Origin of the sequence: Halomonas sp. PR-M31 (genome assembly GCF_001039575.1) — a bacterium.
Lineage (GTDB): Bacteria > Pseudomonadota > Gammaproteobacteria > Pseudomonadales > Halomonadaceae > Modicisalibacter.
In genome coordinates this window covers 1-21,725 of sequence record NZ_JIBT01000071.1, presented here as the reverse complement: position 1 = coordinate 21,725, position 21,725 = coordinate 1, and the positions used below count along the sequence as shown (strand labels likewise).

The 21,725-nt window shown below is 59.2% G+C and carries 27 protein-coding genes; 15 read left to right on the top strand and 12 right to left on the bottom strand.

Features of this window, described 5'->3' with window-relative positions:
* Positions 1–16 precede the first annotated feature (16 nt).
* From CH74_RS16605 to astB, 6 genes are all read left to right on the top strand, one after another.
* Positions 17–1,543 carry a C69 family dipeptidase gene (locus CH74_RS16605; protein ID WP_253273106.1) on the top strand — a complete coding sequence of 509 codons (1,527 nt, stop codon included), beginning with the start codon at positions 17–19 and terminating at the stop codon, positions 1,541–1,543.
* A 178-nt stretch (positions 1,544–1,721) separates the two neighbouring features.
* Entirely contained in the window at positions 1,722–2,936 is a 1,215-nt protein-coding gene (locus CH74_RS16600) for an aspartate aminotransferase family protein (protein ID WP_048308656.1), read from the top strand.
* Positions 2,937–2,974: 38 nt separating this feature from the next.
* The gene (locus CH74_RS16595) at positions 2,975–4,039 is read left to right on the top strand and encodes an arginine N-succinyltransferase (protein WP_048308669.1); all 1,065 of its coding nucleotides are present in this window, start codon (positions 2,975–2,977) and stop codon (positions 4,037–4,039) included.
* Positions 4,039–5,070, top strand: coding sequence for an arginine N-succinyltransferase (astA, locus tag CH74_RS16590; protein ID WP_048308654.1), 1,032 nt, complete (start codon positions 4,039–4,041; stop codon positions 5,068–5,070). The genes CH74_RS16595 and astA overlap by 1 nt, the downstream gene beginning before the upstream one ends.
* Positions 5,071–5,079: 9 nt before the next feature.
* Positions 5,080–6,549: a succinylglutamate-semialdehyde dehydrogenase gene (gene astD / locus CH74_RS16585; RefSeq protein WP_048308653.1), complete on the top strand. Its 1,470-nt coding sequence runs from the start codon at positions 5,080–5,082 to the stop codon at positions 6,547–6,549.
* A 17-nt stretch (positions 6,550–6,566) separates the two neighbouring features.
* Entirely contained in the window at positions 6,567–7,913 is a 1,347-nt protein-coding gene (astB, locus tag CH74_RS16580) for an N-succinylarginine dihydrolase (protein WP_253273105.1), read from the top strand.
* A gap of 63 nt (positions 7,914–7,976) precedes the next feature.
* Here astB and CH74_RS19075 read toward each other — a convergent pair whose 3' ends face one another.
* The 8 genes from CH74_RS19075 to CH74_RS16555 all read right to left on the bottom strand — a co-directional run bounded on the left by CH74_RS19075 (position 7,977) and on the right by CH74_RS16555 (position 11,860).
* A complete protein-coding gene (locus CH74_RS19075; RefSeq protein WP_216594791.1) occupies positions 7,977–8,357 on the bottom strand; it encodes a DUF234 domain-containing protein in 381 nt (126 codons plus the stop codon).
* Complete coding sequence (locus CH74_RS19070; RefSeq protein ID WP_216594790.1) at positions 8,314–8,649, bottom strand: hypothetical protein; 336 nt, start codon at positions 8,647–8,649, stop codon at positions 8,314–8,316. The genes CH74_RS19075 and CH74_RS19070 overlap by 44 nt, the downstream gene beginning before the upstream one ends.
* Positions 8,621–9,199, bottom strand: coding sequence for an ATP-binding protein (locus CH74_RS19065; RefSeq protein ID WP_216594789.1), 579 nt, complete (start codon positions 9,197–9,199; stop codon positions 8,621–8,623). The genes CH74_RS19070 and CH74_RS19065 overlap by 29 nt, the downstream gene beginning before the upstream one ends.
* Before the next feature lie 171 nt (positions 9,200–9,370).
* Positions 9,371–9,697: a YnfA family protein gene (locus CH74_RS16570; protein WP_048308650.1), complete on the bottom strand. Its 327-nt coding sequence runs from the start codon at positions 9,695–9,697 to the stop codon at positions 9,371–9,373.
* Between the two features lie 109 nt (positions 9,698–9,806).
* Positions 9,807–10,412: a putative adenosine monophosphate-protein transferase Fic gene (locus CH74_RS16565; protein WP_156181569.1), complete on the bottom strand. Its 606-nt coding sequence runs from the start codon at positions 10,410–10,412 to the stop codon at positions 9,807–9,809.
* Positions 10,412–10,576 carry a YhfG family protein gene (locus CH74_RS20145; protein ID WP_082140472.1) on the bottom strand — a complete coding sequence of 55 codons (165 nt, stop codon included), beginning with the start codon at positions 10,574–10,576 and terminating at the stop codon, positions 10,412–10,414. The genes CH74_RS16565 and CH74_RS20145 overlap by 1 nt, the downstream gene beginning before the upstream one ends.
* A 163-nt stretch (positions 10,577–10,739) precedes the next feature.
* The gene (locus tag CH74_RS17960; protein WP_082140471.1) at positions 10,740–11,582 is read right to left on the bottom strand and encodes an alpha/beta fold hydrolase; all 843 of its coding nucleotides are present in this window, start codon (positions 11,580–11,582) and stop codon (positions 10,740–10,742) included.
* A gap of 47 nt (positions 11,583–11,629) precedes the next feature.
* Positions 11,630–11,860, bottom strand: coding sequence for a hypothetical protein (locus CH74_RS16555; RefSeq protein ID WP_048308648.1), 231 nt, complete (start codon positions 11,858–11,860; stop codon positions 11,630–11,632).
* Between the two features lie 84 nt (positions 11,861–11,944).
* Between CH74_RS16555 and CH74_RS16550 the strand changes: the two genes are divergently transcribed.
* Entirely contained in the window at positions 11,945–12,421 is a 477-nt protein-coding gene (locus tag CH74_RS16550) for a GNAT family N-acetyltransferase (protein ID WP_053070813.1), read from the top strand.
* A 33-nt stretch (positions 12,422–12,454) separates the two neighbouring features.
* On the opposite strand, the gene CH74_RS16545 is transcribed toward CH74_RS16550, so the two are convergent.
* The 3 genes from CH74_RS16545 to CH74_RS16535 all read right to left on the bottom strand — a co-directional run bounded on the left by CH74_RS16545 (position 12,455) and on the right by CH74_RS16535 (position 14,164).
* A complete protein-coding gene (locus tag CH74_RS16545) occupies positions 12,455–12,868 on the bottom strand; it encodes a PIN domain-containing protein (protein WP_048308646.1) in 414 nt (137 codons plus the stop codon).
* Positions 12,865–13,107 carry a DUF6364 family protein gene (locus CH74_RS16540; protein WP_048308645.1) on the bottom strand — a complete coding sequence of 81 codons (243 nt, stop codon included), beginning with the start codon at positions 13,105–13,107 and terminating at the stop codon, positions 12,865–12,867. Before CH74_RS16540 ends, CH74_RS16545 begins: the two co-directional genes overlap by 4 nt.
* Before the next feature lie 139 nt (positions 13,108–13,246).
* On the bottom strand, positions 13,247–14,164 hold the full coding sequence (locus tag CH74_RS16535) for a LysR family transcriptional regulator (protein ID WP_048308642.1): 918 nt from the start codon (positions 14,162–14,164) through the stop codon (positions 13,247–13,249).
* A 92-nt stretch (positions 14,165–14,256) separates the two neighbouring features.
* Between CH74_RS16535 and CH74_RS16530 the strand changes: the two genes are divergently transcribed.
* From CH74_RS16530 to CH74_RS16515, 4 genes are all read left to right on the top strand, one after another.
* Positions 14,257–15,375: an FAD-binding oxidoreductase gene (locus CH74_RS16530; RefSeq protein ID WP_048308640.1), complete on the top strand. Its 1,119-nt coding sequence runs from the start codon at positions 14,257–14,259 to the stop codon at positions 15,373–15,375.
* Positions 15,359–15,658 carry a (2Fe-2S)-binding protein gene (locus tag CH74_RS16525; RefSeq protein ID WP_048308639.1) on the top strand — a complete coding sequence of 100 codons (300 nt, stop codon included), beginning with the start codon at positions 15,359–15,361 and terminating at the stop codon, positions 15,656–15,658. Before CH74_RS16530 ends, CH74_RS16525 begins: the two co-directional genes overlap by 17 nt.
* Positions 15,648–17,036 carry an NAD(P)/FAD-dependent oxidoreductase gene (locus tag CH74_RS16520; protein WP_172656358.1) on the top strand — a complete coding sequence of 463 codons (1,389 nt, stop codon included), beginning with the start codon at positions 15,648–15,650 and terminating at the stop codon, positions 17,034–17,036. Before CH74_RS16525 ends, CH74_RS16520 begins: the two co-directional genes overlap by 11 nt.
* 69 nt (positions 17,037–17,105) lie before the next feature.
* Positions 17,106–17,858 carry a transporter substrate-binding domain-containing protein gene (locus CH74_RS16515; RefSeq protein ID WP_048308665.1) on the top strand — a complete coding sequence of 251 codons (753 nt, stop codon included), beginning with the start codon at positions 17,106–17,108 and terminating at the stop codon, positions 17,856–17,858.
* 11 nt (positions 17,859–17,869) lie between these two features.
* Here the strand turns inward: CH74_RS16515 and CH74_RS16510 are convergent, their stop codons facing one another.
* Positions 17,870–18,409, bottom strand: coding sequence for an isochorismatase family protein (locus tag CH74_RS16510; protein ID WP_048308637.1), 540 nt, complete (start codon positions 18,407–18,409; stop codon positions 17,870–17,872).
* A 200-nt stretch (positions 18,410–18,609) separates the two neighbouring features.
* Between CH74_RS16510 and CH74_RS16505 the strand changes: the two genes are divergently transcribed.
* Genes CH74_RS16505 through CH74_RS16490 form a run of 4 tightly spaced genes read left to right on the top strand, consistent with a single transcriptional unit; the run spans position 18,610 to position 21,652 of the window.
* Positions 18,610–19,323 (top strand): DUF3581 family protein, encoded by a 714-nt coding sequence (locus CH74_RS16505; protein ID WP_048308635.1) that lies wholly within the window; start codon positions 18,610–18,612, stop codon positions 19,321–19,323.
* Positions 19,324–19,372: 49 nt separating this feature from the next.
* The gene (locus tag CH74_RS16500; protein WP_048308634.1) at positions 19,373–19,828 is read left to right on the top strand and encodes a CopD family protein; all 456 of its coding nucleotides are present in this window, start codon (positions 19,373–19,375) and stop codon (positions 19,826–19,828) included.
* A 48-nt stretch (positions 19,829–19,876) separates the two neighbouring features.
* Positions 19,877–20,671, top strand: a complete 795-nt coding sequence (locus tag CH74_RS16495) for an OBAP family protein (protein ID WP_082140469.1) — start codon at positions 19,877–19,879, stop codon at positions 20,669–20,671.
* A gap of 15 nt (positions 20,672–20,686) precedes the next feature.
* Entirely contained in the window at positions 20,687–21,652 is a 966-nt protein-coding gene (locus tag CH74_RS16490; protein ID WP_048308632.1) for a ribonuclease Z, read from the top strand.
* Positions 21,653–21,725: the final 73 nt, after the last annotated feature.

Below are 21,725 nucleotides of genomic sequence, written 5' to 3'. Positions count from 1 at the left end.
GACTCCCGAAATGAACATGTCCTCTCTTTCAGTTACATTGACAGCCGCTGTCTTGCTTGCCTCGAGTCAATCAAGCTGGGCCAGCTACGCTTTCTACGTGGGGAAAAACCTGACCGAAGACAAAGGGGTGCTGGTAGGCGGAACCGGCGAAGAAGTCTCGAGTCACTGGCTCGAGATCGTTCCAGCTGCGGACCACAAGCCTGACGCCACAATCAAGGTCGGTGTTACCGAGGCCGCGTATTTGCCCGGCCAGTTGATCGACATACCCCAGGTCGCCCATACCTTTCGCTATCTCTCCATGTCCTACTCCGATTACGAGGGTTTTCCGGCGCCGTTGACCAATGGCGGCATCAACGAGCATCAGGTGGCGGTGCGGGATGTGTGGGCAACCAATCGAGAAGAATTGATCGACATGACGCCATCGCCTCAGCAGGGACCGCAGTACAGCGACCTTGCCCGGCTGGTGCTCGAGCGCGCCAAGACGGCACGGGAGGGTGTCGAGCTGATTGGTGAACTGATTGCCGAGCATGGCTACTCCACCTACGGTGGAAACACGCATCTGATCGCCGATCCCGAGGAGGGCTGGATAGTCTGGGAGTTCGCCGGTGGACAAAAGCTCTGGGCCGCAGAAAGGTTGGGGGCGGATGAGGTTCGGGTGCTTTATCCCGGTTACATCGAGGATTTTCCTCTCGATTACCAGCAGAATCCGGACTTCATGGGATCGGACAACCTGGTTAGCTTTGCAAAAGAGCAGGGCTGGTTCGATGCCGGAGCCAACGCGCCCTTCAATGTCTTCGAGATTTACGGTCGTCAGGACACCCGGGCACGCACAGGCGGCTACAAGTATATGACCCAGGCCGCCCTAGAGGAGGCCGCCAAGGAGATGGCGCCGGTCACGGAACAGGAAATGATGGCGCGGGTGCGGGATCATCGCATCGCCGACGATGAGGCAGGCTACGGCCAGGTGGTCAGTCTCAAGCAAGGCGTGGACGCGGATCTGGTACGCATATGGGTGGCGCCGACCGGGTCGGTTGCGGCACCGTTTCTGCCTTGGTGGCTGGGGGTGCAGCAGGTGCCATTGGAATATGGTCAGCATCGTTACCTGACCAAGGGCGCGGCCGCTAGCTTTCTCAATCCGGATTTTCAGATCCAAGAAGCAAGCGACTTCGCCGGCCGACGCTTCAAGCAACTGATGTATCTAATGTGCGAAAAACCTGCCGTTTACCGCCCTGTGGTGACTGACATGCTGAAAGGATTCGAGCAGGCGAGTTTCGACGACATGGCTTGGCTCGAGAATTCTGCTGAGACACTTATCGATCAGGGCCAGCGTAATGACGCTCAAGCACTGCTGACCTTCTATGCCAACAGTCGCGCCGAGAAGGCGATGGATCTCGGCGAGACCCTCGTCGACTGGCTTCATGCCTCGCTAGCGCTGAGTGCCGGGCTGCGCAGGCCCGAAGGCGAGCAGATCAACGATCCGGGCGGTGAAACCGTCAATTGTCTTGTCGATGCGGACCCGGACAAGCCGCAGGATGCGCAGTAGCTGTTCATAGCCGGTAGCAAACAAGATTATGGCGGCTTGTTTATCATCAAGCTGTTTTTCGACGTCTATAAAAGCCGATAGCCGCTTTCTATAATTCGCCGTCCCATCCCTGAAAGCTTGAGCGCATCCGTTTCTCTATAATCGATGCATTAACCAACCTGATTGGATGGAGAGTGACATGGCTCATACCCCGACCCGTGAAGATTTCGATCGTTACATGGTGCCCAACTACGCACCGCAAAAAGTGATTCCGGTACGCGGCGAAGGGAGCCGTCTATGGGATCAAGAAGGGCGCGAATATATCGATTTCGCCGGGGGCATCGCGGTCAATTCCCTGGGCCACTGTCACCCGGTGCTGGTGAATGCGCTAAAGGAGCAGAGCGAGAAGCTCTGGCATCTGTCCAACGTCTATACCAACGAGCCGGCCTTGCAGCTCGCCAAATCATTGACCGAGCGCACCTTTGCCGAGAAGGTCTACCTCTGCTCCTCAGGTGGCGAGGCCAACGAGGCGGCGCTCAAGCTGGCCCGGCGCTGGGCGCACGACCATCATGGCGAACACAAGGACAAGATCATCTCCTTCCGCCAGTCCTTCCACGGGCGCACCTTCTTCACCGTCAGCGTCGGCGGCCAGCCCAAGTATTCCCAGGGCTTCGGCCCGGTGCCCGGCGGCATCCTACATGGGGAGTTCAACAAACTCGACAGCGTGCGCGAACTCATAGGCGATGATACCTGCGCCATCATGGTCGAGCCGATGCAGGGCGAGGGCGGCATCGTACCTGCGACTCAAGAGTTTCTCGAAGGGCTGCGGGAGCTGTGCGATCAGCACGATGCGCTACTGCTGTTCGACGAAGTACAGTCCGGCATGGGCCGCCCGGGCACGCTGTTCGCCTACATGCGCTATGGCGTGACCCCGGACATCCTGACCAGCGCCAAGTCCCTGGGGGGTGGCTTCCCGGTGGGCGGGATGCTGACTACTGAGGCGATCGCCAAGGTCTTTGGTATTGGCACTCACGGCTCCACCTATGGCGGTAACGCCCTGGCGTCCGCCGTGGCCCTGGCCGCTCTAGAGCATATTGATACCCCGGAAGTGCTGGAAGGCGTGCAGCGCCGCCATGACCTGTTCCGGGAGCATCTCGGTGTCATCAACAGCAAATACGCTGTGTTCAAGGAAGTGCGTGGCATGGGTCTGTTGATGGGGGCTCAGATGGCACCGCAGTATGAAGGTCGTGCCAAGGAGATTTTGCCGCTGGCCATCGAAGAGGGCGTGATGGCGTTGATTGCCGGTCCTGACGTACTGCGCATGGCGCCGTCCCTGGTGATTCCCGAGCAGGACATTGCCGAAGGCATGGCGCGTCTCGAGCGGGCCATCGCGCGTTTCGTCGAGAACGCATGATCCGGATGTTCGATCATATCTCCCACAAGGGAAACGCCATGCTGGTCATTCGCCCCGTCAAACCCACGGATCTGCCGGGCTTGGAACGTCTGGCCGGGTCCGCCACGCCGCGCCTGACCAATCTACCCGCCCATCGCGATCGTCTGGAGGAGCGTGTTACGTGCTCCCAACAGGCGCTGGCCAAGGACGTCGACTTTCCCGGCGATGAAAGCTATACCTTCGTGCTTGAGGATCGCGAGCGCGGTGAGGTGGTGGGGACCGCCTCCATTCGCGCTCAGGCCGGAGCGCAGGAGGCTTATTACACCTATCGCCAAGAGACGTTGATTCATGCCTCTCAACAGCTCAACGTGCGCCGGGAGGTGCAGACCCTGGCGCTTTCTCATGAGGTCTCCGAGGCCAGTCTGCTGTGTGCGTTTTCTCTTGATACCCGCTACAAGGGCACCAGTGCCGAGAGTCTGCTGCGTCGGGCGCGACTGATGTTCATCGCTCAGTATCCGGAGCGCTTTGCCGAGATTCTTGCCCTGGCCTTCCCGGGCTATCTTGATGGTGACGATGAATCGCCTTTCTGGAACAGCGTAGGGCGCCACTTTTTCGTGCAGGGGTATCAAGAGATCAATCGCTTCGCTGGAATACGCTCAAAGAGTTTTATCGCCGAGGTGATGCCCCAGTTTCCGCTTTATCTACCGTTGCTCACTCCTCAGGCCCAGGCCGCCATCGGTCGTGAGCATCCGGATCACGAAGGGGCCATGAGCGAAATGCTGGCAGAGGGTTTCGTACGCTCGCGACACGTGGATATCTTCGATGCGGGCCCGGTGATCAAGGCCGAGCGGGATCGGCTGGAGACCTTCCGGCGCAGTATCTGGCATCCGGTGCGCATTCGCCCAGGGGAGTCCTTGCCGGACGCGGAGCCGGCAATGGTCGCCAATCAGAAACTGGACGGCTTTCGCTGTGTGGTGGCGCGTTATGCGCTGTCTCCCACGGGCCAGCTGATGCTGTCCCCGGAACACGCCGAGCTATTGGGAGTGGAAGAAGGGCGAGCCGTTCTGGCTGCACCACTGACGCTTCCCGCCCATGAAGACATTCTCGACGAGGGGGAGCTCTGATGCGCATTCGACCCATCGCCCGAGACGATCTGGACGGATTGCAGCAACTGGCACGTGAGACCGGTGTGGGTTTCACATCGCTGCCGGATAATCGCGAGTTCCTGGCCGGCAAGATTGAAGGCTCGGCTCGCGCTTTCGAACAGCGCACCCCGATCGACGATCGCCTCTATTTTTTCGTGCTGGAAGACGAGGAGAGTGGCGAGTTGGCCGGCTGCTGCGCCATCGACGGTCAGGTGGGCCGGGAAGTGCCGTTCTATCATTACCGGGTCGGTACCCTGGCTCACTCCTCGGTGCAGCTCGATCTGCATCGCACCATCGACACGCTGTTTCTGAGCTCAGATCACACCGGTAACGCGGAGGTGGCATCGCTTTATTTACGCCCCGCCTATCGCGGCGGCGATCAGCGCGGCAAACGCAATGGGGCGCTTTTGTCCAAGGCGCGCTGGCTGTTCATGGCCCAGTTTCGCGACCAGTTCCCGGACAAGGTGCTGGCGGAGATGCGAGGCGTATTCGATGCCAATGGCAAAAGCCCCTTCTGGGAATGCTTGGGCAGTCATTTCTTTCCCATGGATTTCGCCGAAGCGGACCGCCTCACCGGCATGGGGCAGAAAAGCTTCATTGGCGAACTGATGCCTAAGTTCCCGATCTACACGCCTTTTTTGTCCGAGCAGGCGCGGGCCTGTATCGGCCAGGTGCACGAACACACCCGCCCGGCCCTGGGAATGCTCAAGAAGGAAGGGCTGCGCTGGGAAGGCTATATCGACATTTTCGATGGTGGCCCCACGGTGGAGGCCTATATCGACGACGTGCGCGCGATACGCCTGTCCACACTGTGCCCGGTTGAGATTGCGTCGAATCTTGAAAGTGGCGAACGCCCAGAGTGGCTGGTCTCGACCACCGCTATGGTCGATTTTCGCGCCGCTTGGGTCGGTCGCGGCCCCGGTGAAGATGGCACCCTGGCGTTAACCAAGGAAGAAGCGCGGCGGCTCGATGTCAACGCCGGCGATTTCCTGCGCGTATTGGAAACATAGGAGGTAAGGATGCACGCCAAGCAGCAACTACTGATCGGTGGTACTTGGATTGACGGTGAGGCGGACACCTTCGCCAAGCGCGACCCGGTGACTCACGAGACGCTCTGGCAGGCCAGCGCCGCCAGCCCGGCCCAGGTCGAACAGGCCGTGGCCGCCGCTCGCGAGGCGTTTCCTGGCTGGGCGCGGCGTAGCGCCAGTGAACGTCAGGCGGTAATCGAGCGCTTTCGCGACGAGCTCGAGAAGAACCGCGAGCCGCTGGCCGAGTGCATTGCCCATGAGACCGGTAAGCCGCTGTGGGAGGCGCGTACCGAAGTCGGCGCGATGATCGGCAAGGTCGCCATCTCGATGACCGCTTACGAGGAACGCACCGGCGAGCGCAGTCGTGACGTGGCGGGGGCGCAAGCGGTGCTGCGTCATCGCCCGCACGGCGTGCTGGCGGTATTCGGCCCCTACAATTTCCCCGGCCATCTGCCCAACGGCCACATGGTGCCGGCGCTGCTGGCCGGCAATACGGTGGTGTTCAAGCCCAGCGAGCAGACCCCGATGACCGCGGACCTGACCCTGCAGTGCTGGCAGGACGCCGGCTTGCCGGAAGGCGTGATCAATCTGGTGCAGGGGGCGGCCCCCGCTGGCCAGGCGCTGGCCAGCGCCAGCGATATCGACGGCCTGCTGTTCACCGGCAGTGCCAAGATCGGCAAGTTGCTGCACGAACAGTTCGCCGGTCAGGTCGACAAGATCCTGGCCCTTGAGCTTGGCGGCAACAATCCGCTGGTGGTCAAGGACGTACCCGATCAGGCCGCCGCGGTGCTGGCGATCCTGCAATCGGCCTATCTCTCTGCCGGTCAGCGTTGCACCTGTGCACGCCGCCTGATCGTGCCCGAGGGCGAGGTCGGCGATCGCTTGCTCGAGGCGCTGGTTGAGGCCATCGGCAAACTGCACGTTGCCGCGCCCTTCAGCGAGCCGGCACCGTTCTATGGTGGCCTAGTGAGCGTCGAGGCGGCGGATGGTCTGCTTAAGGCCCAGGACGCTCTCGAAGCCAAGGGTGGCACGGTACTTGCGCGCATGCAGCGCCTGGAAGAGGGCACTAGTTTGCTGAGCCCGGCGCTGATCGATGTCACCGGCCTCGAGGTGCCCGACGAAGAGCACTTTGGTCCGTTGCTCAAGGTGTATCGCTACCGCGACTGGAACGAGGCGATTGCGCTTGCCAACGATACCCGCTACGGCCTTTCCGCCGGGTTGATCGGCGGCGAGCGTGCTGACTGGGAGGATTTCCTGTTGCGTATTCGCGCCGGCATCGTCAACTGGAATCGCCAGACCACCGGCGCCTCCGGCGACGCGCCCTTCGGTGGCATCGGCGACAGCGGCAACCATCGCCCGAGTGCCTATTACGCGGCGGATTACTGCGCCTACCCCATCGCCTCGATGGAGGCCGACTCCTTGGCACTGCCCGATACCCTGCCGGCGGGGGTGACGTTGTGAAGGAGAACGGGAGCGACGTGCGCGAGGTCAATTTTGATGGACTGGTCGGCCCGACCCATAACTACGCGGGGCTGGCCCATGGCAATGTGGCCTCGATGCGCCACGGCGGTCTGGAATCCAATCCGAAAGAAGCCGCGCTTCAAGGCCTGGCCAAGATGAAGGCCCTGAAGGACTCAGGCTTTGCCCAAGGCGTGCTGCCGCCCCAGCAGCGCCCGGATATTGGCGCGCTACGCGATCTCGGCTTCTCTGGCAGCAACGCCCAGGTGCTCGAGCGGGCCGCCCTTGACGCGCCTCAACTGCTACGAGCGGTGTGTTCGGCATCAAGCATGTGGACCGCCAACGCCGCCACCGTGACGCCGAGCCTGGATGCCGCGGATTCTCGGGTGCACTTCACTCCGGCCAACCTGCAATCGAGCTTCCATCGCTTTCTCGAACCTCGGACCACCGCGCGGGTGCTGGCGGCGATCTTCCGCGACGAGACGCGCTTCGCCCATCATCCGGCATTGCCGGCGACGCCGGCGTTCTCCGACGAGGGTGCGGCCAATCATACCCGGCTTGCCGCGACCCATGGCGAGGCCGGTGTTCATCTCTTCGTTTATGGACGTCAGGCCTTTGGCGGCGATAACGATCGAAAAGAGCCCGTGCGCTATCCAGCGCGCCAGACCCTGGAAGCCAGCCAGGCCATCGCTCGCCAGCATGGCTTGAATGATGCTCAGGCGGTGTTCGCTCAACAGCACCCGGAGGCCATCGACGCAGGGGTGTTCCACAACGATGTGATCGCCGTGGGTAATGGCCCGGTGCTGCTCTATCACGAGATGGCTTTCCTCGAGGAAGAACGGACTTTGGAGGAACTGCGCAGCAAGATGGCCGCACCGCTTATTCCGGTGCGCGTGCCGCTCGAGGCCATGAGCCTGGAGGATGCGGTGAGTTCGTATCTGTTCAACTCCCAGCTGCTGTCCGACTCGGATGGCTCCGGCGCCATGACCCTCGTCGTACCCGGTGAATGCCAGGAAAACGAGGCGGTGTGGCGCACCATCCAGGATCTGCTGTTGGGCGGCAACAACCCGATCGGTGAGGTGGTGGTCAAGGACGTCAAGCAGAGCATGCGCAACGGCGGCGGCCCGGCCTGCCTGCGTCTGCGGGTGGTACTCAGCGAGGACGAACGTTCCGGACTCTCTGGCCGTGTACTGCTCGATGACGGGCTCTACGGCGATCTTATCGCCTGGGTGGAAAAGCACTATCGCGATCGCCTGACCCCGGAGGATCTCGCCGATCCGCAGCTCGCCGAGGAAACCCTGACGGCGCTGGATGAACTGACCCAGATTCTCGCGATTGGCAACGTCTATCCGTTTCAGTTGGGATAGCGAAAAGAATGAGCTTGGCCGCGGCTGGTGGTAGAGGTATCAGCGATGCGAAGGTTCACAGGCTCATAGCCCTTCGACCAGATCCGTCAGGCTTTGCGCAATGACACCTTTATCCCGCAGTGCTTCTCTGACGTGTTTCGGTATGGAAGGAGCGATGGCCACATGTTCCTGCTGCCACGTGACGAATCTGGTGTGCAGGGACAGGAATCGCTCGGCGCCTTCCCGTAGCGCTGTCACCGAGCCAGGGAGCTTCTCGGGATTGCGCTTGCAACTGCCGAAACGGATCCTCTGCTCATCTTCATTGATGGCGACCAGATCGATTTCGACATTGGCACGGTCCCAGTAACCGAGAATGCGTTCGCTGAGTGGAAAGTCGCCCACGCTTAGACGGCTGCGCTCTTCATAGAGTTGACCGACAAGGGCTTCTAGGGAATGCCCTTCCACTTCGGCGAGCCGCCGTCTCGATCTCGGCGTTGTTGCCTCCGGGATGGCTTGCCAGGTATTGCAGCACCATGTCGTAGCGCCCACGAAGTTCCCGCAGGAACCAGTTGTCGGCCTCGTTACGCAATGGCGATGAACTGGAGAAGAACAGCTTGCGCAGCACCGTTTTCCGATCGGCATCCAGTACACCCTGTTCGTAGGCGTCGCGATAGAACTTCGGCACACCCTCGAAGAGATTCCACAGGAAAAGCAGCCGCTCAGGAGAGTCATCGGCATGAACACACAGGATTTCCAAGAGAGCGTATATCGAGGTGTCCGAGCTCCAGAGTATCGGTGGTGCGGTTGAACAATGGCGCATCGCGATTATCCAGAAGCGCCGTCATTTCTGCATGCAGGGAGCCCAGAACGATCAGGCCTCCGGGCACGTCGGCGTAGCGTGCCGCCAATCGATCCACCTCCGCCTGCAACAGCGAGCAGAAATCGAACAGCTGCCGCCGATGAAAATACTGAAACTCATCAAGCGCAACGACATAACCTGCTTCCACTAGAGTGCCTATCAGTCTGGCCAGCTCGCCTAGACTGGAAATGCGCTCGTCAAGCCCGAAGGTTTCCAGGTAGCCGTTACAACTGGCCACTACCCCAGCCGGATCGGAGTCAGGAATCTGGATATATAGCGTTCTAGTGATTCCCGCCCCTTGCAGCGCTTGCTGGATCAGCGTTGTCTTGCCGATCCGTCGCCTGCCTGAAATCTGCAGAAAGAACCACCGGCGCCGAGCTAGGATATCCTGAAGTTGTTGCAATTCGGCATGGCGCCCATAGAAGGACCAAGGGGCGGCTTTTGTCATGACCAGCACTCCACACGTAAGGTAAAAACTTTTACCTTATCAGTATAGCGTATGTTATTCCTTGTTTTATATGGCTCTTTGCGGTGGGGTAAGCCTCACGCGATGGACAAGCTGACCGGCTTTTCGAGATTGGCAACGTTTATCCGTTTCAGCTGGGGTGAGGTCGCGCCTTCAGCTACCCCGCGGGCCAAACAGGATCACCCCGGCGCCGATCAGGCAGATGCCGGCGCCGAGCATATCCCAACGATCCGGGGCGCGGTGTTCGACCAGCCACAGCCAGAGCAGCGACGTGACGATGTAGATGCCGCCGTAAGCCGCATAAGCGCGGCCGGCATAATCCGTGTCGATCAGGCTGAGCAACCAGGCGAACAGTGCCAGGCTGGCCAATCCCGGTAGCAACCACGCCATCGATTTATCGAGCCGCCACCAGGCCCAGAACGAGAAGCAGCCGGCAATCTCGGCCAGGGCCGCGGCAAAATAAAGCAGCAGGGATGTCATTCATTCGTCTCAAGATGAAACACAAGGATTCGTCCAAAGACTTCTATGGCCGCGAGCGCAGCGATGACACGATGTAAGGGCATGGGTGATTATCTGAAGGTTTTACTGGTCAGAGCGATAGCTCACTCAACGGCTGTCCAATGCATCGATCGAAAAGGATAGCCATTGCATCGTAGTCGCAATGGTAGGCCGCTATGCTGGCATGTAACCATTCCTCACGCTGGATACTCTCCCAGGAAATTTCGTAGCCGCTATTGATGACGATATGCTCGAAAAGTAACCGCTGTGTCCTGCCATTGCCTTCTCTGAAAGGATGGATGACATTCAAGTCACCGTAAAACTCTGCTACGGCTACGATAAGTTGGTCGCGCGCCAAGTCGACGTAATAACCCTCATGGGCAAACTGTTCGAAAAGCTTGTGTGCTTCTGGTTCGATACGCAGCACATGGCAGAAGCGTGTCTCGCCCTTGGCGACATCGATAGTGCGAATTTCACCAGCCCAAGAATAAAGGTCTGAAAATAGCTGATGGTGCAAGCCTTTGAGGTAATTGAGATCGTAGGGAGGCGGCGCGAATTGGATATCCTGCGCTGTGATAGTCGTGAGATCGCGTTCAGCTGACTCGAGAGTGAGATCATCGCGAATATTCAGCAAATTCTTGAGAGTGGAAGAACCTTCATAGCAATACGGATCTTGCCCGGTACCATACTTGTCCATCAGGGCTGGCGCTGACGGTACTTTTCTAGAACGGCCGCCTTGTCATTCTTTAGCGGAGAGGCCAACGTTGTGTCAATCCCCTCGAGTCGCATGCTTGCCTCATAATTGGCGCGTTGCATCTTGGCGAAATAAGCCTGCTTATCTTTCAAGGACACCTTTGACATATGGATTCCTGCTTGCCTGAATCATTTTCAATTCTATCGTACCGGGAGTCGCTATGCATGACGAAATATTGCGTCAAAGAGCCGGTGGTTAGTTTGGCGGTCTTTCTTATAAGGATGCAAAGCTGTAGCTCCAAGTAGGCCGCGTCTTTAGCATCATGCAATGCTACTCTTGACTGTGGGGTTTTAGAAATGGCGTAGCCAATGCCTGAAATGCCTGTGGGTCTTCCAGATGGGGCCAGTGCCCGACTTCATTCAGACAGTGCACTTCGGACCCAGGACCAGTAACGCTTATTGCTCTCTGATAAGCTTCTTGTCGTACCAGCGGTTCATCTTCTCCGTAAATCATCATGATCGGTGTCTGAATCGGGTGCAGAATGGCCTGCGCATCGGTTTTGGTCATTCGTTCTGCGTAGTAGTCGACGGCCGCGCGGCTATAGGCCGGGTCGGAAAATGCCTGCTTGACGCGATCAATCGTGGGCTGGTTGGACTGCCAGTTGGGACTCCATTTGTCAAACAGACGATCGACTTCAGCGAAGTTATTGCGTCTAAACCACCAATTAGAAATGGCACCTCTATTGAGATAGAGATTGTGGGGCCGAGCCCAGCGTTCTCGAAAACCAGAGGGAGAAATCGTCAAGGGCGGATTGGCAAGCGTTACAAGAGAGGTCAAGCGATCAGGGTGAAGGGCGGCAAAGGCATAGCCGATCTGCGCTCCCCAGTCGTGGCCTATAATCGCAGCCTGAGTAGCACCGAGGTGATCCAAGAGCGTAACTACGTCGTCGCAGAGCGACCTGAGAGAGTAGTCGCGATTAGAAGGGACTTCGGAAGGATCATACCCTCTCAAAGCTGGCGCGATCGTTCGGAATCCATTGGCTGCAAGACATTCCTGTGTTTGCTGCCATGTTTCAAATGTATCCGGAAAACCATGCAAACAAACAATCAGTGGCCCTTCTCCTAAATCTCGACAAGCTAGTTTAAGACCATTGGTGGTGTAGATGTATTGCATACTTTCTCTTTAATATTCGATTTCAGTGTCCTATATCATGAGTCTTATCAAGAAGAGATGTTAATAACCACTGTCGGTTCGTCGCTACAACTAAAGCGCACGCTGTCTGTTTTGACGCTGTATTGCGCAATTCCACCGCGCTCGGCGCAGTACTCCACCGCAATATCATAAGGGTGTTTGCCCGCCGGTGTCGTTCGGGACATTTCCTGAGCCTGAGTGGCCATGCTTGCGATCATGATGCTCATGAACACCGGTAATATTTTAAGAAGAGTAGGCACGACTGCATGCTCCATGTGACGTTATTATTGTTGAATATCTTAGCATTGCCGCGTTCGTTGCAGGGCATGACAGAAGGTAAAACCATGATCGAAACTCTGGAAATACGGCGGCTCCTGCCGGGTTCGCCTCATCTGTTGATGGTCGGTAAATGGCAATACGAGCAGTGGGGCGACCTGTATCCCGAAACGTCCCAAGAAGCCTGGCAGCAAGAATTGCATCGGGAATGCGGTACTCGTGGGGTTCCTGCGGTATTTCTCGCTCTGGCAGAAGGGCGGCCGGTCGGCACCGCAAGCCTGGTGAAGGCGGACATGGAAGTGCGCCGGGAACTCGGCCCTTGGCTGGCGTCGGTATACGTACTGCCTGAGTGGCGCGAGCAGGGTATCGCTTCACGTCTGGTCAGAAGAGTCGAGCATGAAGCTCAGGAAACAGGGGTGACAAGGCTCTATCTGTTCACGCCGGATCAACAGGCGCTCTATCGCCGATTAGATTGGAAAGACAAAGAGACGCTGGAATATCGCGGTATGAGCGTGACGATCATGATGCGTTGCCTCGCCACTTGAATGGCGAATCAGCGTTGTTACAACGCCACGGCATCACTTCTCTTCGAGGCCAAGCAAATATTCTTCCGGTGTCACGACCGGGATCGGCGAGCCGTCAAAATCACGCACATTACGCGACAGGATGGTGCTGCAATCCGAAGACTCCGCCGCAGCAGCCACGACCGCATCCTCGAAATCCGACCAGCCAAGCGCCTGAGCGCGTAGTAGCTCCGGTTTTCCCACGGAGGCTACAATGAAGTGCTTCAACAGCCATTGGATAGCCTGAGCCGCGACGTTTCGGTTCTGGTGACGAGCGATGATGAAATGAATGGTCGTGATGGCATGAGCAGACAGCGCACCGACGGTCTCGCGTCGAATTATTCTTTCTATTACCGCAGCCGATGCCCTGTAATGGGGTTCTCGACGTTGGATGACGTCCAGCACCACGTTGGTATCCAGCAGGATCATCCATGCTTCTCTTGTCGATGCTGGCGGTATTCGGCCTCGACATCCACATCGGATGGCACCAAGCCGGTGATGAAGTCCAGTTCGGGTGATGGCACGCTACTTTCCAGGGCGCGCATGCGTCTGAGATAGCGATCGATTACCTCGGTCACGCTCAAATCATGGGCCTTGGCATAGGCCTTGGCGAACTCCACGTCCTGGCGCGGCAGGCGGATGGTCAGCTTGACGGTCTCTGTTTGCATGCTGTGCCTCTGGTACGGCTATTATATGAATATTGTACGGCTAATGAGCCGCTTGACCAAATAAAATGCTGACTACACTGCCTGGAACCATCACGCCCTCCTCAAGGATTGCTTTGAAATGGGTGTGGCCAAAATGGCGTTACCGGTTATCATCGGTAGCGGTCAATCTGCCATGATGCCGCCGAAACAGGCCGATAAACTCCTGGGCCAATCGCGATGCGGGCTGGTCCCGTGGCGTCAACAACGCGAAATCTTCGCCTAAAGAGGGTGAAAAGGGACGTAGCGTCACACCGTCACTACCAAAGGCCCGGGCGCTGATGGGATCGAGAATCGCCATCCCCAGGCCATGGCGCACCAGCCGGATCGCCTGCAAGGCCAGCGAGACCTCGAAGCGCTGCCGTGGCCGTATGCTTTCCTGCTCGAGCAAGTGGTCCAATGCCATGCGCAAGGGGTCATGGGTTTCGAAGCAGATCAGACACTCCCCGGCGAGATCGCCGAGGGTAACGGTTTCCTTCGCTTCGAGAGTATGGCCCGAGGGTAGGGCACAGAGGCTTTCCAGTCGAAAGGCCTCCCGATCCACGCGATCGTCATTCTCGGCCAAGATGGCGAAGCCCAGGTCGCAGCGCTGAGTGATCACCTCTTCCATCACCTGCTCGGAGCGATAAGTCGCGAGTTCGATGTGGGCGTCCGGGTGAGTTGGCACGAAATCCGCCAGCACGTCGGGGATGAAGACCAGGCCCAGCAGGGGCATGGCGCTGATGCGCAGTCCTCCTACCTCTCTGTCACGAATGCGCCGCGCGGTGTTCCGCAGATGTTCGTTGCCGGTCCAGACGCGAACCACCTCACGATAAAAGAGCCGCGCTTCCGGGGTCGGCGCCAGCCGTCCGCGCTGGCGCTCGAAGAGGGTAAAGCCGATGTCATGTTCGAGTTGCTTGAGCAGTCGCGTGACGCCGGGCTGGGCGGTCAGCATGCGCTGGGCCGCGCCGGAGACCGTGCCGCACTCCATGACGTGCTTGAACGCGACGACCTGCCGGTCGCTGAGATAAAGTTTGGGCATAACAATACGCTATAGGCTGGCCAATTATTGATATTGGATCGTATAGTCTGGCTGTCATATCGTCGAGTCATGGTCTTTGATGGGAGCCTCGAATGACGCAGCGTGACTTTCTGATCGTCGGCGGTGGCGTGGTGGGCATGGCGGTGGCCTATGGGCTGGCGCGGGCCGGCCTGAGCGTGACTGTACTCGATGAAAGCGACGATGCGCTGCGCGCCTCCCGGGGCAATGCCGGCCTGGTCTGGGTGCAAGGGAAGGGCGTCGGCATGCCGCGCTACGCCGAGTTGAGCCTCGAGGCAGCCAAGGCCTGGGCCGACTTCGCCAGGGAACTGACCGAGCGCACCGGCATCGATCTCGAGTACGAACAGCGCGGCGGCGTCGATCTATGCTTGGACGTCGAAGAAGCCCACTCTCGCCAGCAGGAATACACCACACTTCAGAGCGCTTCCTCCTTTCTAACCCAGGAATTTCGCTGGGAATACCTCGACCGGAAGGCGCTAACGTCTTATTTACCTGGATTGGGCGAGACTGTTCAGGGCGGTACCTGGTCGCCCCACGATGGCCAGTGCAATCCGCTCTATCTGCTGCGCGCTCTGTACACGGCCAGCCATTTCCTGGGTGTCGAAACGCATCCTGCTAGTCCCGTCGAACGACTCGAGGCAACCGCCAGCGGCTTTCGTGCCAGGACGCCTCGAGGCCATTTCGAGGCCGAGCGGGTGATCCTCGCGGCGGGCCTCGGTGCGCAGACGCTCGCGCCCATGCTGGGCCTGTCCGATGCGGTGCATCCGGTGCGCGGTCAGGTGCTGGTCACCGAACGGCGCCCACCCGGGGCGCGACTGCCCACGCCGCAGATTCGCCAGACCGCCAGTGGCGGCTACCTGATTGGTGACACTCATGAGGATGCAGGGCTAGACAAGGGCGTGACCCTGGCCATGATGCAGACCCTGGCCGACAAGGCGGTGCGTATCTATCCGGATCTTGCCGAGACGCGTCTGGTGCGCAGCTGGGGGGCGCTACGGGTGATGACCCCGGACGGCAATCCGCTCTACGAGGCCTCTAGCTCTCATCCCGGTGCCTACAATATCAACTGCCACAGCGGTATTACCCTGGCGGCGTTTCACGCCGGTGGCTTAAGCGATGCGATCCGCGATGACCGGCTCGGCCAATCCTTTCCGCAATTCTCAGGGGCGCGCTTTCATGTTCCAGCGACTTGACGCTTCAAGCACGCCGGTGCGTCACGTGCGGATATGGCTGGATGGCACGTCGCATCAGGTGCCCGAAACGCTGACAGTGGCCGCCGCTGTCCTGCAGCTGCGCGGCTGGCAAGGCTATCGCCGCCACGTGGACGGCAGCCCCCGGGCGCCGCTGTGCATGATGGGTGTGTGTCAGGAGTGCCTGATCACCATCGATGGACGCGCCAATCGCCAGGGTTGCCTGGAACCGGTGGCCGAAGGCATGCGCATCGAACGCCAGGGAGGCGGTGCTCATGATGCCTGAATCGCGCAACACCGATATCGCCATCATCGGCGCCGGTCCGGCGGGCATGGCGGCGGCGGTGCGTCTTGCAAAAGTAGGGCATCGCCCGGTGGTCTTCGACATGAACGCCACCCCGGGCGGACAGATCTATCGCCAGCTCAGCGAGCCCCAGGTGAGCGAGGCCGTGATGGGCAAGGATTATGCGCGCGGCCGTGAGCTAATCGAGGCATTTACCCACGCCGACACCGATTATCGCCCTGGCAGTCGCGTGTGGTGGGCCGACAACGACGCCTCGGGCACCAGCCTGGGCGTGCTGGAAAAGGGGCAGACCCAGCATTGGCAGGCCAGACAGCTGATTCTTGCCGGTGGCGCCATGGAGCGCGGCTGGCCGTTTCGCGGCTGGCAATTGCCCGGCGTCATGAATGCCGGCGCCGCGCAAATCCTGCTCAAGCAAGGGGCGTTGGTACCTGCTACACCACCCGTTTTGGCGGGTACCGGGCCGCTGCTCTACCTGCTGGCCTGGCAATACCTGCGTGCCGGCATCCCACCTAGCCTGATTCTGGATACCGCGCCGGCCACACGCTATGGCGAAGTGGCAAGACAATCTCGTCGAGCCTGGTTCGCGCGAAGCTATCTGCTCAAGGGCGCACGCATGATCGGTGCCCTCAAGCGCGCGGGCGTACCCATTCATCAAGGCATTACGGCGCTGGAGGCCCGCGGTGACGAGACCGTCGAGAGCATTGGGTATCGCCATCGGAGGCAATGGAAAACCCATTCGACCGAGTTACTGCTGACGCACTTTGGCGTAACTCCGGAGCCGCAACTGGCGCGCAGTCTTGGGCTGACCCATGACTGGCACGCGAGTCAGCAAACCTTCGTGCCCCGCCGCGACGACAATCTGGCGGCCGGCGCCAATGTCTGGATTGCCGGCGACGGGGGTGGCATCGGCGGCGCCATCAACGCCGAGCGAGAAGGCCAACTAGCTGCGCTGGCTGTGTTGGACAAGATCGGGCAAGGCGATCCGGAATGGCAGCGAGAACAGCACGCGCTACTCAAGGCACGCCGCCGTGATCTCGAGGCGCGGCGCCTGCTCGAAAGTATGTTCCGTCTGCCCGAAGCGTGGCTCGATGACCAGCCCGAGGAGACGCTGGTGTGCCGCTGCGAGAGCGTCAGCCGCGGCGAACTCGAACTGGCCATCGCCCAGGGCGGCGCGGGGCCGAATCAGCTCAAGGCATTCACCCGCTGCGGCATGGGCCCCTGCCAGGGGCGCCAGTGCGGCGAGAGCGTCACCCGGCTGTTGGCCCAGCGTCTGGACTGGACGCCGGACGCCGTGGGCTACTATCACGTTCGCCCGCCGGTTCACTCGATCACCCTCGGGGAACTGGCGACGAAAGAATGACCTTGGGCGTATTCGCAATGGCTCTCGCCCGGGGCTTTGAGTGTCACAACAACAAGTGAGGTAATGATGATGAACAAGACGATAATAGCCGGCGTAGTGGCCGCGACCATGCTGCTTGGTGCAAACGCCCAGGCGCAGCAGGACACGCTTCGAATCGGCGTGGACATTCCTTACGAACCGTATCAATACAAGCTGCCCGACGGCACCATCACCGGCTTCGAGGTGGAACTCATCGAAGCCGCCTGCGAGCAGATGCAGCGCGAATGCCGGTGGGTCGAGCAGGCCTGGGATGGCATCATTCCCGGCCTGCAGGCGCGCAAGTACGACTTCATCGCCTCGTCGATGAACATCACCGAGGACCGGTCCCGGCAGGTGCTGTTCTCCGAGCCCTACTTCCAGGTGCCTTCGGTATGGGTCGCCCAGGCGGATGGCGACTTCGACCCGGAGGAGGGCGATCTCGAAGGGGCGACCATCGGCGTACAGCAGGGCACCATTCAGGATGAGTACGTCACTCAGTTCTACCCCAAGGCCGAGGTCCGCCGCTATGGGGATTCCGGCGCCGTGGTCAACGACATGCAGGCCCAGCGCCTGGACCTGGTGTTCACCGCCTTTCCGCTGGCCCAGGAGACGCTCTTCGGCAACGATCAGTTCACCCGCGTCGGTGAATTGGTGACCGGCCCCGAGTCGATCTACGGACCCGGTGTGGGCGCGGCCTTCCGCAAGCGCGACAAGGCGCTTGTCGAGTCCTTCAACGCGGCGATGGAAAAGGTCAAGGAGGACGGCACCTTCGACAAGCTGCAGGAGAAGTATTTCGAGCAGTGACGCCTGGATTTTCACTTCACCAGCGCAAGCACCTCGCGAAATCGGGGGTGCTTGCAGTGGTGCAGCCATTCGAACACCACCATCTCACTAGTGACGGGCCAGGCGTCGGCGTCCCGGGCGCGTTCGATGGCGGCGGCTTTGTCGAGTGGATTGCGTGAGCCGATAGCATCACTGACCAGCCGCACCTGGTAGTTGTGTCGCAGCAGGCCTAGCACGGTTTGCAGCACGCAGACATGCGCCTCGCAGCCCACCACGATCACCTCGTCCCGCCCTGGCTCGATCGTTTCGAGCAGGGGGGTGTCGATACAGGCATCGAAATGGATCTTGGTTACCATGTCATCGCACAGCTCCCGCAGCGGCGAAACGCTGGGGCCAAGGCTTAGTGGGTTTTGTTCGGTGCCGATGACGGGGATGTCGAGTAGCCTTGCTGCATCGATGAGCACTCGGGCGCGGGCGACAACGTTTTTGGCTTCGTGAATCACCGGCATGAGGCGTTCCTGCAAATCCACGACAAGCAGCGTCGAGCGCTTGGCATTGCACGGTTCATTCATGGTGATGTTTCCTCAAAAAGCGTGATTGCGGGCTAAGGCTTCTACAATCAGAATGCCATGTAATGCCATGCCTGATGCACGCAGTCCGACTACGTCCGCTGCGGCAAATTTCTCAGGCATGTTGTGGCAGCCCCCTCCAGTTTCATGATACGACAGACAAGAGTTCGTTGGTCTTGATTCCCAATGCATGGACAGATTGCATGTTTCTTGATGATTACTACACGGTTCGGGATGGACGTCTTTGCATTTCCGCCGAACAGGCCAGTCGTTTCGCTAAGCAAATGGCGGATGACTACAATCCGATTCACGACCCGGATGCGCGGCGTTTTTGCGTGCCCGGGGATCTCCTGTTTGCCTTGGTGCTGGCGCGGCACGGCGTGTCTCAGCAAATGAACTTCTATTTCCGCGGTATGGTCGGCGCGGACATGCCCTTGGAAATCAATGAGCGTACCGATGGTACCCTTGGCATGAGCGATACCTCTGGTAAGGAGGTGTTGATCGTGGAGCGCAGCGGTGAGACGAGCGTTGATCCGGCGGTGATCGAAGCCTTCACCTGTCGCTATATCGCTTTTTCCGGACACAACTTCCCCCACTATCTCCAGCCGCTGATGGAACAGCAAGGGGTCATGTTCAATCCTCAGCGTCCGCTGGTGATCTACGACAGCATGGGGTTCACTTTGAATTCATTGGATATCGCCTCGCTCGAGGTGGAATTTGCCGGCTCCTCTTTTGAGGTCAACGGCAAGCGGGGCGATGCCCATCTGGAATTCAGGATGGTCAGTCGGGGCGAGAAAGTTGGTCAAGGCTCGAAGAAGCTGGTGGTCAGCGGTCTTCGCGCCTACGATGCCACGGTCATGAATGAGTTCGTCGATGACTTCGAGCGGCGCAAGACGCTTTGTGAGCAAATGAATTGAGCGAGCAAGTCAATTGATTGAATAAACAGACTGATGTCGAGAGGAAGCTATGGCAATTGCAATTGCATTACACCTGCTGTCCGCGGTGATCTGGGTAGGGGGCATGTTCTTCGCCTATGTGGCGCTGCGCCCGGTGGCGGGCAGCCTGCTTGAACGGCCCATGAGGTTGACGCTCTGGAGCCAGGTCTTTCGCCGTTTCTTTCCCTGGGTCTGGGTATCGATTGTGGTACTGCTGGCGACCGGTTTCTGGCTGATCTTCGTCGGCTATGGCGGCATGGCCAACGTGGGTGGTCATGTACATTCGATGCTGGCCCTGGGCATCGTGATGATGCTGATTTTCGCTCATCTCTACTTCGCCCCGTTCAAGCGTTTAAAGAAGGCAGTGAGCGAGCAGACTTGGTCCGAGGGTGGCACCCAGCTCAACAAGATTCGCATGATGATCGCTATCAATCTGGCGCTAGGGTTGCTGGTCACGGTGATTGGCTCCGCAGGACGCTATTTATAGTTCGGTTTTCTATAATTCGGTTCTTGGAAATCCACAGGAGATCACGGAATGATCCACATCAAATCGCGTTGTTATCCGCTGTTGGCGATATCTACGGCAATCGTTCTGGCCGGCTGTACCGGCATGGGTGACCGGGCGCCTCGGGTTTCGCCGCCGGGCGGGCAGGAAACCACCAAGACGAACGTCCTCGAAGCCGGGGCGGCGGCGTTACAGACCACCGCCCCGCTTGGGCCAATGAACGTCTATCTGGTCGGCTTTCATCCCATGAAGAACGACCCTGCCCATCAAATGGAAGCGCATCATTTCTGCACCCAGAAGAACGAGGATTTCGCTCAGTGCGCGCTGTTCGACGGCAATACCGCCCAGGCTAATCTCAACGGCATCGAATACATCATTTCCGAGCGCCTGTTTGAGCAGCTTCCCGAACAGGAAAAGCAGTACTGGCACCCGCACAATGGTGAAATTCTCTCGGGTCAGCTCGTCGCACTCGGCCTGCCGGACAAGGCGGATCATGAATTGATGCAGACCAAGATGAACAGCTATGGCAAGACCTGGCATACCTGGGATACCAATCCGGATCAAAGCGGACAGATTCAGCTACCCTTAGGTAAGCCACGTCTGGCTTGGTCTTTTAACCGCTTCGGCCAAGCGCAAGAAGAGCTTATCGAGCAGCGCGATCAGAGCATGGGGATTGATACCCAGGAGCGTCGCCGCGCACGTCAGGATTTGATTCCCTTGGCCAATCCGCAGCGCGGCGTGGATGCGCTGAAAGGGCAGTTTCCCGGGCCGACGGACCCAATTCCTGGCGTAGTCGACAAGCAAAGCGTCACCACGACGCCCTAGGCGCGAACGGTACTCGTGGAAATCCTCTTTCTCGGCACGTCCGCGGGCGTGCCGACCAAGGCGCGCAATGTCACCGCCGCCGCGATCAAGAAGGTCAAAGGCAAGTCCTGGGTGTTGATCGACTGCGGTGAGGGCACCCAGCAGCAGGTGTTGCGGACGTCCTTGTCCCTCATTCGGCTTGACGCTATTTTGATTACCCATGTGCATGGGGATCACTGCTATGGCCTGCCGGGGCTTCTTTCCAGCGCTTCCATGATGGGCCGAAAGTTGCCTCTGACGATCATTGGACCACAGCCGATCAAGTCGTTTCTTGACGCGGTGCAGGCAACCACCGGCCTGCATCTGACCTACCCCATCGAATTCAGCGATGTCGAATTGCTGACTGACCCTTTCACCCTTCCTGGTTTCATGATCGAGGCTGCGGCGCTATCCCATGGAGTTGCGTCCTACGCCTATGCTTTTATTGAGAAAGATATTGAGCGCAAGCTCGATCCTGAGCGCCTTGAGGCGTTGGGAGTAAAGAGAGGTCCGGACTGGGGGCGGCTTCATCGTGGCGAGGATGTCGTGCTACAAAATGGCACTCGGGTGACAAGGGATGAGGTGTTACTGCCGGGACGGCGATCCAGGAAAGTCGTGATCGCCGGTGACAACGACTCACCGGGGCTGCTTGAGCGTTTATGTGAAGGTGCCGACGTGCTGGTGCATGAGGCCACCTATACTCAAGACGTCGTCGAGCGCTTGGGCACCAACAACCGGCATAGCACCGCAGGCGATGTGGCGAGCTTTGCGCAACGTATCGATGTGACAAACCTGGTGCTGACCCATTTCAGTCCGCGTTATCAATACGACCGCCGTACCTCACCGTCTATCGCGGATATCGAAAACGAGGCCTGGCAATATTATCAGGGGCGGTTGTTTCTGGCGGATGACTTTGCCCACTATCAACTCTCCCGGGAAGGCGAGTTGAGCCAAAAGGAGTAAGCATTCATGGATTCTCAGGTATGGAGCATGTCGTTGGAGGCCTTTCGCGACACTACGATCAAGCACGCGACGC

Coding starts and splice junctions, on each gene's coding strand:
- CH74_RS16605 (WP_253273106.1), top strand. CDS start 17: ATGTCCTCTCTTTCAGTTACATTGACAGCCGCTGTCTTGCTTGCCTCG.
- CH74_RS16600 (WP_048308656.1), top strand. CDS start 1,722: ATGGCTCATACCCCGACCCGTGAAGATTTCGATCGTTACATGGTGCCC.
- CH74_RS16595 (WP_048308669.1), top strand. CDS start 2,975: ATGCTGGTCATTCGCCCCGTCAAACCCACGGATCTGCCGGGCTTGGAA.
- astA (WP_048308654.1), top strand. CDS start 4,039: ATGCGCATTCGACCCATCGCCCGAGACGATCTGGACGGATTGCAGCAA.
- astD (WP_048308653.1), top strand. CDS start 5,080: ATGCACGCCAAGCAGCAACTACTGATCGGTGGTACTTGGATTGACGGT.
- CH74_RS19065 (WP_216594789.1), bottom strand. CDS start 9,199: ATGACAAAAGCCGCCCCTTGGTCCTTCTATGGGCGCCATGCCGAATTG.
- CH74_RS16570 (WP_048308650.1), bottom strand. CDS start 9,697: ATGACATCCCTGCTGCTTTATTTTGCCGCGGCCCTGGCCGAGATTGCC.
- CH74_RS16565 (WP_156181569.1), bottom strand. CDS start 10,412: ATGGACAAGTATGGTACCGGGCAAGATCCGTATTGCTATGAAGGTTCT.
- CH74_RS20145 (WP_082140472.1), bottom strand. CDS start 10,576: ATGTCAAAGGTGTCCTTGAAAGATAAGCAGGCTTATTTCGCCAAGATG.
- CH74_RS17960 (WP_082140471.1), bottom strand. CDS start 11,582: ATGCAATACATCTACACCACCAATGGTCTTAAACTAGCTTGTCGAGAT.
- CH74_RS16550 (WP_053070813.1), top strand. CDS start 11,945: ATGATCGAAACTCTGGAAATACGGCGGCTCCTGCCGGGTTCGCCTCAT.
- CH74_RS16545 (WP_048308646.1), bottom strand. CDS start 12,868: ATGATCCTGCTGGATACCAACGTGGTGCTGGACGTCATCCAACGTCGA.
- CH74_RS16540 (WP_048308645.1), bottom strand. CDS start 13,107: ATGCAAACAGAGACCGTCAAGCTGACCATCCGCCTGCCGCGCCAGGAC.
- CH74_RS16535 (WP_048308642.1), bottom strand. CDS start 14,164: ATGCCCAAACTTTATCTCAGCGACCGGCAGGTCGTCGCGTTCAAGCAC.
- CH74_RS16530 (WP_048308640.1), top strand. CDS start 14,257: ATGACGCAGCGTGACTTTCTGATCGTCGGCGGTGGCGTGGTGGGCATG.
- CH74_RS16525 (WP_048308639.1), top strand. CDS start 15,359: ATGTTCCAGCGACTTGACGCTTCAAGCACGCCGGTGCGTCACGTGCGG.
- CH74_RS16520 (WP_172656358.1), top strand. CDS start 15,648: ATGATGCCTGAATCGCGCAACACCGATATCGCCATCATCGGCGCCGGT.
- CH74_RS16515 (WP_048308665.1), top strand. CDS start 17,106: ATGAACAAGACGATAATAGCCGGCGTAGTGGCCGCGACCATGCTGCTT.
- CH74_RS16510 (WP_048308637.1), bottom strand. CDS start 18,409: ATGAATGAACCGTGCAATGCCAAGCGCTCGACGCTGCTTGTCGTGGAT.
- CH74_RS16505 (WP_048308635.1), top strand. CDS start 18,610: ATGTTTCTTGATGATTACTACACGGTTCGGGATGGACGTCTTTGCATT.
- CH74_RS16500 (WP_048308634.1), top strand. CDS start 19,373: ATGGCAATTGCAATTGCATTACACCTGCTGTCCGCGGTGATCTGGGTA.
- CH74_RS16495 (WP_082140469.1), top strand. CDS start 19,877: ATGATCCACATCAAATCGCGTTGTTATCCGCTGTTGGCGATATCTACG.